Here is a 15,791-nt window from a genome sequence, read left to right as displayed (position 1 = left end):
GATTGTTTGCGATCATGATGATCGCCCACGGCTATACTCGTCGCCATGGTCGAGGTAGAGCTACGGCATCTGGGGACGATGGTCGCCATCGTCGAGGAGGGCACGTTCGGCCGGGCGGCTGTCCGCCTCGGCTACACCCAGTCGACGATCAGCCAGCAGATCGCTGCGTTGGAGAGGTCGGTCGGGGGAGCGGTGTTCGATCGGCCGGGAGGCCCGCGGCCGGTGCGGCTCACGCCACTCGGCGTCGTGGTCCTGGAGGAGGGGCGCGAGTTGCTGGCCAAGGCGGCGGCGCTGTCCGATGCGGTCGGCCGGTTCAAGGCGGGTGGCGGCCGGATCGATATCGGCACCTTCCAAAGCGTGTCCCACGTGATCCTGCCTGCGCTGATCCGGCGATTGCGTGACGAGCAGCCGGGCTGCGACATCAGGCTGGCGGACATGCCGGCCGACGATCCACAGGTCGGCAACCTCGACCTGGTCTTCTTCGACCGGCCGCTCGACGGCGACGTCGTACAGACCAGGTTGATCGACGACGTCTACTTCCTGGTGGCCCGGGCCGGCGACCTGCCGGAGGGCCCGGCATCACTGAAGGTCCTGGATGGCCGGCCGATGGTGGGCTGCCATGAGTCGTGTGACCAGTTGTGGATGGCGCCGGCGATCGAGGCCGATGCGCGTCCGGAGATCGCGTTCCGCTCACCGGGTAACGCGACGATCCTGTCGATGGTGCGGGCCGGGCTCGGCTGGGCGGTGCTGCCCTGGCTCGCCGTGTACGGATCTGAGGTCCCGTCCGACGAGCGGTTGTCGATCCACCCGCTGCACCCCGCGCCGACCCGTGGGATCTACCTGCACTGGCCGGACACAGAGTCGCAGTCCCCGCTGGCTGCCCGGGCGATCGAGATCGCCACGGAGATCGCGGCCGAGATCACCGCGGCTGGCGCGGCAGCGGGAGCAGCACGGTGAACGTTGCTCCGTGCGGGTGAGTGTCGCTTACGAGCACGCGGCCACCGTGCGCAGCGACGAGAGCAGCCACGATCGACAACCCGAGCCCGGAACCGCCCGTCGTACGGGTGCGTGCGGAGTCTGCCCGGTAGAACCGCTCGAACACGCGCGCCTTCTGCTCGTCGGACAGACCAGGACCTGAGTCACTGACCTCCAGTACGGCGTCGCGCCCGCGCGTCCCGACCGAGACGAGGATCGGCGCGTCGACCGGGGTGTGGTGGAGGGCGTTGCTGATCAGATTGCCGAGGACCTGGCGGAGGCGTGCCTCGTCGCCGGGGACGACCGGGGCTTCGGAGCCGGGCAGGATCTTCAGCGAGATGTTCCGTTCGGGCTGGACGGCCTGAGCGTTGTGCAGGGCGTCGGCGGCGACGGGGAGCAGGTCGACCGCCTCCATCCGGAGTGGCCGCTGCTGGTCGAGGCGAGCGAGCAGGAGCAGGTCGTCGACGAGCAGACCCATCCGCTTGGCCTCGTCCTCGATCCGTTGCATCACGTCCGGCTCGACCACACCCCGCTGCCGGCTGAGCTCGGCGAACCCGCGGATCGACGTCAGCGGAGTGCGCAGCTCGTGGGAAGCGTCCGCGACGAACCGCCGCATCCGATCCTCGGACTGCCGCGCAGCGAGCTCCGACGCGGTTCGTTGGGAGAAGGCATTCTCGATCTGCCCGAGCATCTGGTTCAGCGCGTAGGACAGCCGGCCCACCTCGGTGCGCGGATCGCGGTCCGGGATCCGCCGGCTGAGATCACCACCGGCGATCGCGATCGCGGTGTGCTCGACATCCTCGAGCCCCCGCAGACTCCGCCGTACGACGTAGGTCCCGACCCCGGCCAGCAGCACCAGCAGAATCACCCCCGCCGCAGCCTGCACCCCCACCAGCCGCTGCACGGTTCTTGTCACATCGTGCAAGCTCTGGGCGACCATCACGGATCCAGCGCCGTCGTTCGTGGGCAGCGCCAGCACTCGCCACGTGTCGTCTCCGGACAGCGACGACACATTGAACGGCTCACCGTTCAGCGCGCGGATCTGATTGAGGTTGAGGGTGGGGAGCTTCGGCTGGGACGCCCCGCCGCCGAGCTGCTCGGTGCCGAAGGGCCCCTCGGGGTCGATGGGGGAGCCATCGGAGTTGTACTTCTGGACGACAAAGAGACTGGGAAGGGGGCGGTCCTTACCTGGACGGCCACGGGGTGGCAGCTGCCGCTCGTTGCGCTGGAAGGGAGTCGCGACCTGGGAGAGCTGGGTGTCCACCTTGTCGACGAGGTAGCCGCGCATGATGGTGGTGGCCAGGACGCCGGAGGCGACCAGGGCGAGGGCTACCAGGGTCAGCAGGACGACGACGATGGTGACGCGCAGGGGGTAGCGCTCGGTGAAGCGCCGGTGGTTGAGGTTCATCAGCTGGGGCCTCGGGGGGTGCGGAGGACGTAGCCGACCCCGCGGACGGTGTGGAGCAGCTTCTGATCGCCGGTGTCGACCTTACGGCGCAGGTACGACATGTAGGACTCGACCACGCCTGCGTCTCCGGCGAAGTCGTAGTTCCAGACCGCGGAGAGGATCTGGCCTTTCGACATCACCCGCTCGGCGTTCTCCAGCAGGCAGCGCAGCAGCTTGAACTCGGTCAGTGACAGCTGCACGGCCTCGCCGGCCTTGAAGACTTCGTAGCTGTCCTCGTTGAGCTCCAGGTCGGCATACCGCAGTACGGCGGACTCGGTCGCGGTCTGCTCGCGGTGGCCGGAGCGGCGGAGCAGGGCGCGGACGCGGGCGACCAGTTCGTCGAGGCTGAACGGCTTGGTCACGTAGTCGTCGCCGCCGGTCTGCAGGCCGAGGACCTTGTCCTCGACGGCGTCGCGGGCGGTGAGGAACAGCACTGGCACATGCCGGTCCTCACCGCGCAACCGCCGGACCACCTCGAACCCGTCCAGGCCGGGCATCATCACGTCGAGCACGACCAGGTCGGGCTGGACCTCTCGCGCTTTGCGGAGAGCCTCGGTGCCGTGGCTGGCCGTGGACACGTCGTATCCCGCGAAGCGCAGACTCGCGGACAGCAGTTCGACGATGTTGGGCTCGTCGTCGACCACCAGCAGATGCGGGCTCATGCCCACAGTCTGCCGCTGTTACCCATGGTCACCCTGGCAGGTTCCTGGCAATCAGCTGTGAGTCCTTAGCGGGGACCCCGGTGGAAGCCCCATTTCTCCCCGGCGGCCTTCCGGGCGGTGCCGTCGCTGAGGCTGGTCGCGGTGGCCTTGCCGTCGGCGACGATGGCGGAGATGTGGACCGTGTTCCCGGCCTTCACGTCACCGATTCCGTCCCGGGCGGCGTTCACCAGGGTCTCCTCGGTCAGCGTGTAGGTGCGGCTGTAGCCGTCCTCGCTCTTGACCGTGATGGACTCCGGGCTGACCGCGGTGACCTCGCCGCGCTGGGTGGCCACGGTCTGGTAGCCGCCGCCGTCCTTCTTGACGACGAACTCCCCGTGCAGGGCGCCGCCCTGGCCGAGGAACTTGCCGGGGCCGCCGAAACCGCGTCCCGGGCCCTTGCCCGGCTCGTCCGGCTGGGCCGGGGTGGACGGAGCTGCGGTGGGCGGCGGGGTCGGGTCGGCGCTGGTCGCGGCCCAGGCGACTCCGCCTGCCGTGGTGGTGACGGCGACCGCGGCGACGGTGCCTGCGATGCGCCAGCGTTTCTCTGAGAGATTCCTGAACAGTGCCATGCGACCCAGGATCCCTCACAGGTCTGAGACGAGCCTCCGGTGCACCTGAGAAAACCCTGGCAATCGGGCTGTCAGAGGAACAGTACGGCGATCAACCAGACGGCTGCGGCGAGCGACGTACCGATGAACTCGATCAGGATGGACAGGCCGGTTGCCTTCAGCGCGTGCTTGGTCGAGTCCCAGGCCGCGGTGTGGGTCTTGAGGCGCTGCCGCTCGGAGACGTAGACGCCGAGCGGGAAGCCGACGAACATGCCGACGACCGGGATCAGGAAGAAGCCGACGATGCCGAGCAGTACGCCGATCAGCATCGAGCGCCGTGGTACGCCGGATTCCCGGAGCCGCCGTTCGGGCACGATGTACTTGACCACCTGGCTGGCACCGATCAGGACCACCGCGACGGCCAGCACGACCCATCCGGTGGCACTGCGTTCCACCAGCGCCCAGACCAGGATCGCCGCCAGGCTCAGAATGGCTCCGGGCAGCACCGGAATCACGATGCCGAGGATGCCGACGAAGATCGCTACACCGACGAGGACCGTCATAGCAGTGTTCACACGGACACTCTGCCGCATGTCGGGCGCGTTTAGGGTGGTGTCGTGTCCCAGCTGCACGAAATGGTCACTGCACTGGCTGCTCCCTGGGTGGTCCTGTCGCCGCGCTCCGGTCAGCTCACGGGTAGCGGAGTGGAGGGCGTGTACGCCCGTGACAGACGGCTGCTGTCGAAGCTCGTCGTCACGGTCGACGGTGTGGAGCCGATCCCGCTGCAGGTGGACGAGCAGAGCGCCTCGACCCACGTGTACGTCGCGAAGGCCGACCGCGCGGAGACAGTCCTGGTCTACCGCCGGCGGGAGGTCACGCGGGACGGGATGACCGAGCGGATCACGCTGGTGAACAACTCCCGGGACACGGTGACCTGCCGGCTGGAAGTTGCCCTGGGCACCGATCTCGCGGGGATCGTCCAGGTCCGCAACCGGACGGCCGTGACACTGCCCACTGTCGAGGCTCAGTACGACGATTCGGGCCGTCTGTACTGGGAGAATGAGGGCACGCGGGTCACCGCGGAGCTGGACCCCGGATCGACTGCGTCGCCGCAGCTGGAGCCGGGGGAGGAGTTCACGATGATCATCAAAGTGAACGCTTCCAGCCCACGCTCGCTCAGCGGTTTCACGATCGACCCACCGGTGAACACTATTCTGTACACCGCGAGTGTTCACTGTAGTGATCACCGGGTTGAGCGATGGTTCGACCGCTCCCTCGACGATGTCCGCGCGCTACAGCTTGCGGTGGGCAACGATCGCTACCTCGGAGCGGGCCCGCCGTGGTACCTCACTCTCTTCGGCCGGGACTCGTTGATCTCCGCGGGAATGCTGATCCCGGTCGACCCTGAGCTGGCCGCGGGCACGTTGCGCGCGCTGGCCAAGTGGCAGGGGACCAAGGTGGACATCGCCACCGCCGAGCAGCCCGGGAAGATCCCGCACGAGCTTCGGGCCGAGGCGGCCGAGCACGGTGCCGAGTTCGTCCTGCCGCCGGTGTACTACGGCACGCACGACGCGACCCAGCTCTGGATCACCACCTTGCACAAAGCGTGGCGCTGGGGGATGCCGGCCGATCAGGTCCACGACCTACTGCCCAACCTGCAGGGCGCACTCGAATGGATGCGGGACTACGCCGATCCGGACGGCGACGGATTCCTCGAGTACGTCGACGAGTCCGGCCACGGACTGGCGAACCAGGGCTGGAAGGACTCGAACGACTCGGTGCAATGGCCGAACGGCGAGATTGCCACCGCCCCGATCGCGCTGTGCGAGGTCCAGGGCTATGCGTACGCCGCTGCTGTCCGCGGTGCCGAACTGCTCGACGCATTCGGTGAGTCGGGCGATGAGTGGCGCACCTGGGCAACAGCCCTGCAGGAACGCTTCCGCGATGCGTTCTGGGTCGACGGCTACCCGGCGATCGCGCTCGACGGCGCCAAGAACGCGGTGGCCGGTCGTGCCTCGAACATGGGCCACCTGCTCGGTACCGGCCTGCTGGACGCAGACGAGGAACAGCGCGTGGCCGACGTACTCGGTGAGGACGACCTCGACAGCGGATTCGGCCTGCGCACCCTGTCGACCGCGATGTCCCGCTTCAACCCGATCGGCTACCACACCGGCAGCGTCTGGCCGCACGACACCGCCATGACCATCGAGGGTCTCTACACCGCCGGCCACACCGACGTCGCCTCGTCGTACCTGGCTGGTCTCGTGCGGGCAGCCGAGAGCTTCGAATACCGGCTCCCCGAGCTGTACGGCGGTCGCGGGCGAACCGCGGAGACCCGGCCCACGCCGTACCCGAGCTCATGCCGTCCCCAGGCCTGGGCAGCGGCCTCCGTGGTCGCCGTCCTCGTCGCTGCTCTGGGTATCGAGCCAGACGTCCCAGGCGGCGTCCTGACGATCAATCCGGCGCCGTCGCTGCCGTGGTCCGAGCTGAGACTGTCGGGACTCACGGTGGCCGGTGGGCCGCTCACCGTCGAGTGGCGGAACGGGGAAACAGCAGTGCTGGAGGCCCCGAAGGACCTCCAGCACTCTGTCTGACGGACGCAAGGATGGCGGTCTCCCTCGGGAGAACCGCCATCGGCTCTGTAGGACTTTGGCGCCGGCGTCGGCGCGTTTATGAGACCTGGCTTACCGTTCGTCCTCCGTGGCGACGGCGGCGGGAGCGGCTTCGAGCCGGCCCGTCTCGTCGTGAATGGTGACGGCGATGTTGCGCAGCTTGTCCGAGTGCTCCCGGCCGTGGTGGGCGCAGAACAGAAGCTCCCCACCGCTGGTCAAGGTGACACGGACGTAGGCCTGCGCACCGCAGCGGTCACAACGATCCGCGGCCGACAGGGCCGAACTCGGGGCGAGTGCTGTAGTCACTTGAGGCCTCATCTCATCTAGTTCCGTTCTCACCAGATAGCAACATCCTGACACGCGGATCGCTTCCCGGTGGGGGCAACGTGTCCGAATGTGAGACGAACCACCTGCTCCCTTATGACGCATGCTGACGCGGAATCGTTTCTGTTTCGGGCGAATTGGGCGGGACACGCCGCGTCGGCGTGTCTTATCTCACTGTGCGCCATGGTCTCGTCACCCCGTGCTGATTTTCGGTGTGTCGTGGGCCACGCCCGATCGAGTCCGGATCGATATCTGCCGTAGCAGGTTTCCTGTTGCTCAGTCAGGTTCCCCGAGTGTCGGGGCTGCTAACGGGTTTTGGGGGTGCGGCCGCATAGGCTGTGCCTCGTAGTGAGTTGGTGAACCAGTGAAGGAGCCCTGTGGCCGCCCCGACGCCTCGCAGTACCGAGCTCGACCCGACGTACAACGCCCGCAACCTGCTCGTCCTCGAAGGACTCGAGGCGGTCCGGAAGCGCCCCGGTATGTACATCGGGTCCACCGACAGCCGCGGCCTGATGCACTGCCTGTGGGAGATCATCGACAACGCCGTCGACGAGGCCCTGGCCGGCCACGGTGACCGCATCGACGTGATCCTGCACAAGGACGGATCCGTCGAGGTGCGCGACCGTGCCCGCGGTATCCCGGTCGACATCGAGCCGAAGACCAAGCTCAGCGGTGTCGAGGTGGTGTTCACCAAACTGCACGCCGGTGGCAAGTTCGGCGGCGGCTCGTACAACGCCTCCGGTGGTCTGCACGGTGTCGGTGCCTCGGTGGTGAACGCGCTGTCCGCGCGGCTGGACGTCGAGGTCGACCGCGGCGGCGTGGTCTGGACCACGTCGTTCCGGCGCGGTGTCGCCGGCGAGTTCGACGGCGAGGGTGCGGCGGCCGGTTTCACCGCGGCCAAGGGGCTGCGCAAGGCCGGCCGGGCGAAGAAGGGCATGACCGGCACCCGGATCCGGTACTGGGCGGATCGGCAGATCTTCACCCGCGACGCGAGCTTCAACTACGACGAGCTGGTCACCCGGGCGCGGCAGACGTCGTTCCTGGTCCCCGGCCTGGAGCTGGTGATCCGCGACGAGCGTGCCGACGAGGTGACCGAGGAACACTTCAAGCACGACGGCGGGATCAGCGAGTTCTGCGAGTTCCTGGCCACCGACCAGAAGGTCACCGAGGTGATCCGGCTGACCGGGACGGGGCACTTCACCGAGACCGTGCCGATGCTGGACGACGCCGGCCACATGACGCCGACCGATGTCGAGCGCGATCTCGACGTGGACATCGCCGTCCGCTGGGGCGACGGGTACGAGACCGAGCTCCGCTCGTTCGTGAACATCGTGGCCACCACCAAGGGCGGCACGCACGTGGCCGGCTTCGAGCGGGCACTGGCCAAGAGCTTCACCAACGCGATGGAGGGCACCCGCCTGCTGAAGAGCGGCGAGGAGCTGATCAAGGACGATGTCCTGGAGGGCATGACCTCGATCGTCACCGTGCGGCTGGCCGAGCCGCAGTTCGACGGCCAGACCAAGGAGGTGCTCGGCACCCCGGCCGCGTCGCGGATCGTCTCGAAGGTCGTGCAGACCGAGCTGGAAGCCTTCCTGACCTCGACCAAGCGCGAGCACAAGGCGCAGGCCCGGGCGGTGCTGGAGAAGGTCGTCGCCGCGTCCCGGACACGGGTCGCGGCCCGCCAGCACCGGGAGCTGCAGCGGCGCAAGACCGCGCTGGAGTCGTCGGCCCTGCCGGCCAAGCTCGCCGACTGCCGCAGCAACGATGTCGACCGGTCCGAGCTCTTCATCGTCGAGGGTGATTCGGCCCTCGGTACGGCCAAGGTCGCTCGCAACTCGGAGTTCCAGGCGCTGCTGCCGATCCGGGGCAAGATCCTGAACGTGCAGAAGGCGTCCGTCGCCGACATGCTGAAGAACGCCGAGTGCGCCTCGATCATCCAGGTGGTCGGCGCCGGGTCGGGGCGGAGCTTCGATCTGGAGCAGGTCCGCTACGGCAAGATCATCTTCATGGCCGACGCCGACTCCGACGGCGCGCACATCCGCTGCCTGCTGGCCACCCTGTTCTTCCGCTACATGCGTCCGCTGGTCGACGCCGGTCGCGTCTACACCGCCGTGCCGCCGCTGCACCGCTTCGAGCTGACCAACCCGAAGAAGGGTCAGGACAAGTACATCTACACCTACAGCGACGCGGAGTACCAGCGGAAGACGGCCGAGCTGATGAAGAAGGGCGTCAAGTGGAAGGAACCCCCGCAGCGCTACAAGGGTCTCGGTGAGATGGACGCCGACCAGCTGGCCGAAACCACCGTCGATCCGCGGCACCGGACGCTGCGCCGGATGACCGTCGACGACGGCGAGGACGCCGCCAAGGTCTTCGACCTCCTGATGGGCAACGATGTTGCGCCCCGCAAGGAGTTCATCGTCCAGGGTGCCTACGAGCTGGACGAGAGCCGCATCGACGTCTGATGCCCCGGCCCCGCCTGGCCTGCTTCGACCTGGACAACACCCTCATCGACCGCGACGCGGCCTTTCTCGACTGGGCGCGCTGGTGGTGCGGTGATGCAGGTCTGGGGGAGGCCGCTGTCGCCTGGCTCGTTGCGCAGGACAACGGTGGGTTCAGGCCCCGGGCCGAGCTGTTCGCCGGTCTGCGCCAGCAGTTCGGCGTCGCTCCGAGCGTGGAGAGCTACGACCGGGAGCATCCGTTGTTCACGCGCGTCGACCAGGCTGTCCTGGAGGCGCTGACAGAACTTCGGGCAGCGGGCTGGCGGGTCGCCGTGGTCACGAACGGCACCGTGGTGCAGCAGACGTTGAAGCTGGAGCACACGGGGATCGCGGCCGCGGTCGACTACTGCTGTGTGTCCGAGGCTGTGGGGGTGCGGAAGCCGGACGCACGGATCTTCGCGATCGCGGCCGAGCGCTCAGGAGCTCCCCTGGACGGGTGGATGGTGGGAGACCACCCGGCCTATGACATCGCCGGCGGACGGAATGCCGGCCTGCGCACCATCCTGGTCGGGGATCGTATGGGCGGGCCGGCAGCCGATTATTCTGTGCAGTCGGTGCTGGAGGCGTTCAGAATTATCGCCACCTGATCAGAAAAGTGATCACAGCGCCTGACGGAGTACGGCGTGTGCGCCGCGGATGATCGCCTCTCGGTTGGCCTCGTACGTCGGATCCGTGATGGTCGTCTTGTTGGCCGCATCGAAGGACAGCACCGGGACATGCAGATGTCCGGCCGGCATCGACGGGTCCTTCAGATCGCGCTGCAGTGTGTTGCGGTAGGCCACCTCGTTGGACAGGTAACCGCCACCAGCACCTTCGGACGCGATCGATCCCTCCGTCGGCCCCAACGGCTGCCGCACGGGTGCGGTCTGGCCCGCCGGGATCTCCAGCACCGAGGTGTTCACGCGGGTGCGGAACGGCGTCACATCGGCCTGCGCCATCCGTGCCATCGGCAGACTCGCGGTGATCCACTCCGGGCCGGCCGGCATGCTGGGCGAGACGACCGGAGCGGCGGTGGTTCCGCCACCCCAGAGGTTGTTGTTGTCACCGATCGAACTGGTCGACCGCCGGCGGCCGTTGAAGACCTCCAAGTCGAAGATGCCGACGCGTCCCTGACTCGCCGTCATCACGAGATCCGCGTGCTGCGGCCCACCGCCGTAGTGCGGCGCGAGGGCGTCCTCAACCATGTTCTGGTCGAAATCGGTGTAGCGGACCGGGAAGACCACGGCCTGGATCTCGTACGTCTTCCCGTTGACCGTCCAGCGCTGTCCGTCCAGCGTCAGCGCATTCGCTCCGGACGGATTACCGATCCGGATGTCGGCATCCAGCGTGAACGGATCGAACCCGGTCACCAGGATCTTCCGTACGTCGGGGGAGAAGCGGGTGCTCGTGATTCCCCGGGAGGCGTACTCGAGGGATCGGATCAGCTCCGCGCGTTCCGCCGTACCGACGGTGAAGCGCGGCTGCCACTGGCGAACCGTCAGTGCCATCGAGATGCGCGCCCAGTACAGACCGCGGTCGTCGGTGGCAGGCAGCGCGTCGGCGCCGGAGACCGGGTGCTGAGCGCGGTGCACGGCAGTCCGCCACAGTGCCTCACCCTGCGCGCGGATCAGCAGCTTGGCGGCCTCCCGGCTCGGCATCCGGCAGAGCAGCCGGCCGAACAGCTCCACCTGCTTGTCGAACCCGGTCCGGCGCAGGATCTCGGCCGGTACCGAAGGTCCACCGGCGATACCGCGACCGAGGCGCTGCTCCTCGACCGTGCCGGTGACGCCGGTGTCGAGGCAGCCGGTGACGACCGGGGCCGCGTGCACGACCGGAGCGCCGGACAGGACGCTCGTCAGGGCCAGGGCGCCGACAAGCAGGGACCTGGGAAATGAGCTGGGGCGGAGTCTCATAAGGGGTATCTATCAGATCCCGGCCTCGAAGCCGAGAGATCTGCACAAACACCGGGTATTGCAGACAGTATGCAATGCGCTACCTTCGGAGAGCGGCGCCCGCCCCGCCGCCCCTTTCCTGAGGAGCATGCCGTGAGCACCACCAGCAGCCGCCGCCGTTTTCTGACCACCGCAGTGACCACCGGACTGGCCGTCGGCGCGGGGAGCGCCGTACTGACTGCCTGCGCGGAGGTTTCGCCCTCCAGTACGCCGGTCGCTCCGGCCGACTCTGCTCCGCCCAGCGGATCGACCCCGCCCAGCGCCGCCCCGGTCCTTACCGGTGAACAGGCACTGGCTCGCTTGGTGGCCGGCAACGCCCGCTTCGTGGCCGATCGCGAGGAGCGCCTGGACGAGGGCGTGGCGCGCCGGGTAGCGGTGAGCAAGGGGCAGCACCCGTTCGCCACGGTGCTCGGCTGCGTGGATTCCCGGGTGCCGATCGAGCTTGTCTTCGATCAGGGACTCGGTGACCTCGTGGTCGTACGTAGTGCCGGTGAAGCCCTCGACCAGTCAGTCACCGGCAGCCTGGAGTTCGGCGTCGCCGAGCTGCACACGCCACTGCTGGTGGTCCTAGGCCACCAACGCTGCGGTGCACTCGACGCCACCATCAAAGCCCTCGACTCCCACCAGCGGACCGCCGAGGCCGGCCAGATCGGCTACTTGGTCGAAGCCCTGACCCCAGCCGTCCGCCAAGTAGCAGGCAAGCCCGGCGACCGCCTCACCAACGCCATCCACGCCAACATCGACCTGGTCCTGGCCGAACTCCGCCAGTCCCCGGTCCTCGGACCCCTCGAAAAAACTGGCAAGGTCAAGCTGGTAGGCGCCTACTACGAGTTGGACACCGGACGGGTAGTCCTCACCTGACCCCACCGAGCGACAAGTCAGACGTGTTGGGTGAGGAGGCCGGTGTCCACGTCGTACATGAAGCCGCCGACGAGGATCTCTTCGCCGATCAGGGGGTGTTCGCGGACGGCGGCGACGTCGTGGCGGAGGGCTTCGAGCTGGTCGGGGATCACGTTGATGGGGAGGTAACCGGCCGGTTTCCCGGCGGCCTTCTCGACCTTCGCGCGGAGTTCGTCCTCGGACATGGCGGCCATCGCGCAGCGGGTGTGCGGGATGACCATGATCCGGCGGATACCGAGCAGGTTGACGCCCAGGACGAGTCCGGTGAGCGTGATCTCGGTGACCCGGCCGCCGGCGCTGCGCAGGACCTTGGCGTCACCCGGTTTGAGGCCGAGCAGCTCCAGCGGCGGGATGCGGGAGTCCATACAGGTGACCACGCCGACTCCGGCGTGGGCGATTCCGTCGAAGCCGCCGTAGTGGAAATCGGCGGCGTACTCCGCGTTGGCGGCGAGCAGGTCTTCGAAACCAGGGGTCATCGGACTGCTCCTGGCACAGGGGTTCCGGCCTTCAGGATCGACATCGCGAACGGCTCCTTTCCACAGGACTCCGGACGAGGTGGATCAGCAGGTGCACTGGTCACCGGGACTACCCAGGACCGCCCGTCGCGATGCCACACTGTCACGGATTCCAGATCTTCGCCCGCGACAGTGAGGGCGTCCAGCGAGAGCTCACCAGTTTGGTGGCGTACGGCGATTTCCGCGGCCTGACCGCGTTTCGTCCACGTGGTGCGGCCACGCAGACCGGTCAGGAAGGTCTCACCGCGGTCCGAGGCCGCGAGCACATCGAGTGCGGTCCCGGTGTTGAGGTGGCCGTGCATGGTGCCGGCGGGCAGTAGCACGGCGGTGGGGGAGAAGCGGTGGCCGCCGAGGTGGCTGGCCTCCCAGACCCGGCCGGGTGCGGCTGTGGCCAGGCCGTTGACCAGCGGGCGGCCGAGGATCGCGCAGCACTCGTCCCGCTTGCCGTTGGTGCAGACCAGCATGATCGCCTCGTCGACCGGCACCAGGCCGGGCAGCGAGGCGTCGACGGCCTCGCGATCACCACGAGCGATCGCCGCGAGGTCGAGTGCTTCGAGGGCCAGCGGGTCGTCGAGATGGGCGGTGAGCAGCCAGGTGTTGCCGGGCACGGTCGAGGCGACGTACACCTGCTGGGCGTGATTGGCCGGGAAAGAATGCCGCCCCGGTGTGCGGATCAGGCCGAAGCGGACGTCGGCTTTCTTGCATTCGGCATCGAACCGGCCGCCGAACTCGGGATTCAGGTGACTGTTGACGACGGCATCGGCACCCCACGGACCCGGCTGCTCCAGGACGACCCAGCCACTCGCCACAATGGCGGAACCTTCCAGCGGCTCGAGGAGCTGACGGCAGAAGGTCGAGCACAGGCCTGGCCGACCGGTCGCGTCGGGTGGAACTCTCACAGCACCACTGTAGGTTAGGCAGCCCTCAGTACCGCGCAATGACCATCAAGTGTGCACAACGCCACGTCGGCCCAGCAATGCGACGGCGAGGATCGCGGCCAGGAAGGCGCAGACGGCAGCCCCGGCGAAGATTGCGTGCGTTTGTGAAATCGCTGCGTCGCGAAGCGCGTCCACGAAGGGCCGGCAGGACGCAGGTGTTGCCGGGCAGAGCTCGTTCGGTGACGGTACGTCGTCGACGATCGCGAAGTACCGGCGGAGCCCGATCGCGGTCAGTGCCGACACGCCGACCAGCATGCCGACCATCCGCGCGACGACGACGAGCGCGCTGACCAGCCCGTGGTTCGCCCGGGGAGTAGCGCCCAGGATCGCCGTGTTGACCGGCGACAGCGCCAGCCCGAAGCCGAACCCGCACAGCAGCAGTACGACGGTCGCCGCGAAGTGATCGAGGGCGTTGCGGCTCCAGAACGCCATCACGACGAACATCGCCCCGGCCAACGCCAGCCCGGCCCCGGTGATCAGCCCGAGCCCGTAGCGCCGGGTCAGCCAGCCGCCGACCACCGCGCCCACCGGCAACGCGATCAGGAAGCGCAGCAGTACCAGCGCCGCCGCGAGCTGCCCACCGCCCTGCGTCGTCCGCGCAAACACCGGTACGTCGACCAGTGCGGCGATCAGCGCACACCCGACCAGGAAACTGACCACGAGTGAGCCCCAGGCAGGCCTGGTCGCCAGCAACCCAGCTGGGACGATCGCGTGCGGGGCGCGGCGTTGCCAGACCCAGAACGCGACACCGAACACCGCAGCCCCGACGAGGAGCCAGGGCCCGGCAGGCGACATCAGCTCGCGCTCCGGATCGGCCGTCGCGAACGCCAGGACGACACCGGCCAGCGCCAACGCGAGGAGGAGGGCGCCGATCAGGTCGATCTGCGCGAGCAACCCGGTGAGGTGCGACCGTGAGCGCCACAGCACCAGCCCGGCCCACACGAGGCCGAGGACGAGAGTCGCAACCCCGATCGGAGTCGCGAGTCGCGACGTACCGGCGAACGGCACGAAGGGCAGCCCGAGGGTGACGTCGGACGCGAGGCGTTGTGGTGCGAGCAGCGTGAGGCCGAGTGCAACTGCTGCCAGGAGGCCGACGGCCGCTGACCATGGCGGTCGTCGCGCCCCGCGCAGTAGAACGGCGAGGACGACAGCGACCACGAGGTTCAGCCAGAAGATGTAGCGCCAGTCGGCGACAGCCAGTACGGCGGCGCCCAGCAGCGGCCCCAGGACCGAACCGAGCTCCTGCACCGCCCCGACCACGCCCAGCGGCAGTCCACGTCGCTCAGCGGGCCACAGGTCCGCGACCAGCGCGAGTGTGGCCGGGACAAGCCCGCCGCCTCCCACGCCCTGAAGAAACCGACCGGTTACCACCAGGGGCAGGTCGTACGCCGCTGCCGTGATCAGCGAGCCGACGGCGAACAGCATGAGCGCCCCGACCAGGACCGGTGTCCGCCCGGCGACATCCGCGATCCGGCCGATCAGCGGCAGTACGGCGATGTAGCCGAGCAGGAACCCGGAGATGATCGGCGCCGCCCGCTGGAGCTGGTCCGCGGACAGCCCGACCCCGGACATCAGGTCGGGCAGCGCGAGGACGACGACGTACGTGTCGGCGGCCGCGAAGGCGACCGCGATCGACGCGAGCGTGAGCTTGGCTCTCGGCCGGGCGGCCCCGGGGGAGCTCACTGCAGAGCTCACTCCGGCTTGGTGATCGAGACTTGTTCGCCGTACCTGTCGAAGGTGATGTCGTAGCTGCTGGTGGCGCCGTCGTAGAACGGGCCGGAGATCGTCGCCGCGACGAGTTGCTTGGACTCCTTGTCGAGCTTGAAGGTGCTCGGGAAGTCCAGGTCGGCCGGCGCGTTCGGGAAGATGCCCTGCAGCGACTTGCCCGGCACCGAACCGGTGATCTCGGTCAGCACCTTGGCGCCTTCGCGGGTGTCACCCTTCACCTTCGGGTCCTTCACCGCCGGCAGCACCGACGTCAGGCCCTTGTTCGGGTCCAGCAGGATCGCCGGGTCGGGCGCGCCGAACCCGGTCAGCTGGTCGGCCGTGAGCTCGACGAACTTCCCGGTGAAGGGCAGCTTGGCGTACACCTTCTTGTCGACCGCGACGACCTCGGAGTCGATCGGGGAGCCGCCGGTGCGGATCGTGAGCTTGCCCTTGAACGCCGGGGCGTGGGTCGCCACGCCGTCGCCGCTGGCCAGCGTCTGCGCGGTGTCCGGCAGGTCCCGCCCGGTCAGCACGATGTGGACGCTGGAGGCTTCGTCGAGCGCCTTCTTCGCGGCCGCGAGCTGTGCGACGGCATCGTCGGACTTCCCGGCGCCACCGCCGGAATCCTTCTTGTCAGTGCAGCCGACCAGGGCCAGCACGAGCACCGCGCCCAGCGCGACGAGTCTCTTCATGGG

At 68.2% G+C, this 15,791-nt stretch carries 15 protein-coding genes; 5 read left to right on the top strand and 10 right to left on the bottom strand.

Features of this window, described 5'->3' with window-relative positions; genetic code table 11:
* Window positions 1–45: 45 nt before the first annotated feature.
* A complete protein-coding gene (locus ACFCV3_RS23110) occupies window positions 46–957 on the top strand; it encodes a LysR family transcriptional regulator (RefSeq protein ID WP_376032951.1) in 912 nt (303 codons plus the stop codon).
* Here ACFCV3_RS23110 and ACFCV3_RS23105 read toward each other — a convergent pair.
* The 4 genes from ACFCV3_RS23105 to ACFCV3_RS23090 form a co-directional block, all read right to left on the bottom strand.
* A complete protein-coding gene (locus tag ACFCV3_RS23105) occupies window positions 920–2,383 on the bottom strand; it encodes a sensor histidine kinase (RefSeq protein ID WP_376032949.1) in 1,464 nt (487 codons plus the stop codon). The two genes, ACFCV3_RS23110 and ACFCV3_RS23105, sit on opposite strands and share 38 nt — an antisense overlap.
* Complete coding sequence (locus tag ACFCV3_RS23100; protein WP_344165682.1) at window positions 2,383–3,084, bottom strand: response regulator transcription factor; 702 nt, start codon at window positions 3,082–3,084, stop codon at window positions 2,383–2,385. Before ACFCV3_RS23100 ends, ACFCV3_RS23105 begins: the two co-directional genes overlap by 1 nt.
* A gap of 65 nt (window positions 3,085–3,149) precedes the next feature.
* The gene (locus tag ACFCV3_RS23095) at window positions 3,150–3,692 is read right to left on the bottom strand and encodes a hypothetical protein (protein WP_376032948.1); all 543 of its coding nucleotides are present in this window, start codon (window positions 3,690–3,692) and stop codon (window positions 3,150–3,152) included.
* A 71-nt stretch (window positions 3,693–3,763) separates the two neighbouring features.
* Window positions 3,764–4,246, bottom strand: coding sequence for a DUF456 domain-containing protein (locus ACFCV3_RS23090; RefSeq protein WP_376032946.1), 483 nt, complete (start codon window positions 4,244–4,246; stop codon window positions 3,764–3,766).
* A gap of 42 nt (window positions 4,247–4,288) precedes the next feature.
* Between ACFCV3_RS23090 and ACFCV3_RS23085 the strand changes: the two genes are divergently transcribed.
* A complete protein-coding gene (locus ACFCV3_RS23085) occupies window positions 4,289–6,265 on the top strand; it encodes a glycogen debranching N-terminal domain-containing protein (protein ID WP_376032944.1) in 1,977 nt (658 codons plus the stop codon).
* A 90-nt stretch (window positions 6,266–6,355) separates the two neighbouring features.
* Here ACFCV3_RS23085 and ACFCV3_RS23080 read toward each other — a convergent pair whose 3' ends face one another.
* Complete coding sequence (locus ACFCV3_RS23080) at window positions 6,356–6,601, bottom strand: hypothetical protein (RefSeq protein WP_238176483.1); 246 nt, start codon at window positions 6,599–6,601, stop codon at window positions 6,356–6,358.
* Window positions 6,602–6,984: 383 nt separating this feature from the next.
* On the opposite strand from ACFCV3_RS23080, the gene ACFCV3_RS23075 reads away from it, so the two are divergent.
* Together ACFCV3_RS23075 and ACFCV3_RS23070 are read left to right on the top strand one after the other, a co-directional pair.
* Window positions 6,985–9,069 carry a type IIA DNA topoisomerase subunit B gene (locus tag ACFCV3_RS23075; protein ID WP_376032942.1) on the top strand — a complete coding sequence of 695 codons (2,085 nt, stop codon included), beginning with the start codon at window positions 6,985–6,987 and terminating at the stop codon, window positions 9,067–9,069.
* Window positions 9,069–9,692: an HAD family hydrolase gene (locus tag ACFCV3_RS23070; RefSeq protein WP_376032940.1), complete on the top strand. Its 624-nt coding sequence runs from the start codon at window positions 9,069–9,071 to the stop codon at window positions 9,690–9,692. The genes ACFCV3_RS23075 and ACFCV3_RS23070 overlap by 1 nt, the downstream gene beginning before the upstream one ends.
* Window positions 9,693–9,704: 12 nt before the next feature.
* On the opposite strand, the gene ACFCV3_RS23065 is transcribed toward ACFCV3_RS23070, so the two are convergent.
* A complete protein-coding gene (locus ACFCV3_RS23065; protein WP_376032938.1) occupies window positions 9,705–10,997 on the bottom strand; it encodes a hypothetical protein in 1,293 nt (430 codons plus the stop codon).
* Window positions 10,998–11,129: 132 nt separating this feature from the next.
* Between ACFCV3_RS23065 and ACFCV3_RS23060 the strand changes: the two genes are divergently transcribed.
* Window positions 11,130–11,897, top strand: coding sequence for a carbonic anhydrase (locus ACFCV3_RS23060; protein ID WP_376032936.1), 768 nt, complete (start codon window positions 11,130–11,132; stop codon window positions 11,895–11,897).
* A gap of 17 nt (window positions 11,898–11,914) precedes the next feature.
* Here the strand turns inward: ACFCV3_RS23060 and ACFCV3_RS23055 are convergent, their stop codons facing one another.
* The 4 genes from ACFCV3_RS23055 to ACFCV3_RS23040 are packed head-to-tail and all read right to left on the bottom strand — an operon-like array spanning window position 11,915 to window position 15,788.
* The gene (locus ACFCV3_RS23055) at window positions 11,915–12,412 is read right to left on the bottom strand and encodes a beta-class carbonic anhydrase (RefSeq protein ID WP_376032934.1); all 498 of its coding nucleotides are present in this window, start codon (window positions 12,410–12,412) and stop codon (window positions 11,915–11,917) included.
* A complete protein-coding gene (locus ACFCV3_RS23050) occupies window positions 12,409–13,350 on the bottom strand; it encodes a sucrase ferredoxin (RefSeq protein WP_376032932.1) in 942 nt (313 codons plus the stop codon). The genes ACFCV3_RS23055 and ACFCV3_RS23050 overlap by 4 nt, the downstream gene beginning before the upstream one ends.
* Before the next feature lie 45 nt (window positions 13,351–13,395).
* Window positions 13,396–15,084, bottom strand: a complete 1,689-nt coding sequence (locus ACFCV3_RS23045; RefSeq protein ID WP_376032930.1) for an MFS transporter — start codon at window positions 15,082–15,084, stop codon at window positions 13,396–13,398.
* Entirely contained in the window at window positions 15,081–15,788 is a 708-nt protein-coding gene (locus ACFCV3_RS23040; protein WP_376032928.1) for an LppX_LprAFG lipoprotein, read from the bottom strand. The genes ACFCV3_RS23045 and ACFCV3_RS23040 overlap by 4 nt, the downstream gene beginning before the upstream one ends.
* Window positions 15,789–15,791: the final 3 nt, after the last annotated feature.

The sequence above is a fragment of the Kribbella sp. NPDC056345 genome, assembly GCF_042262745.1.
In the GTDB taxonomy this organism is placed as follows: Bacteria; Actinomycetota; Actinomycetes; order Propionibacteriales; family Kribbellaceae; genus Kribbella.
The sequence above is the reverse complement of the archived record's forward strand: the minus strand, read 5'-3'. Positions and strand labels throughout refer to the sequence as shown.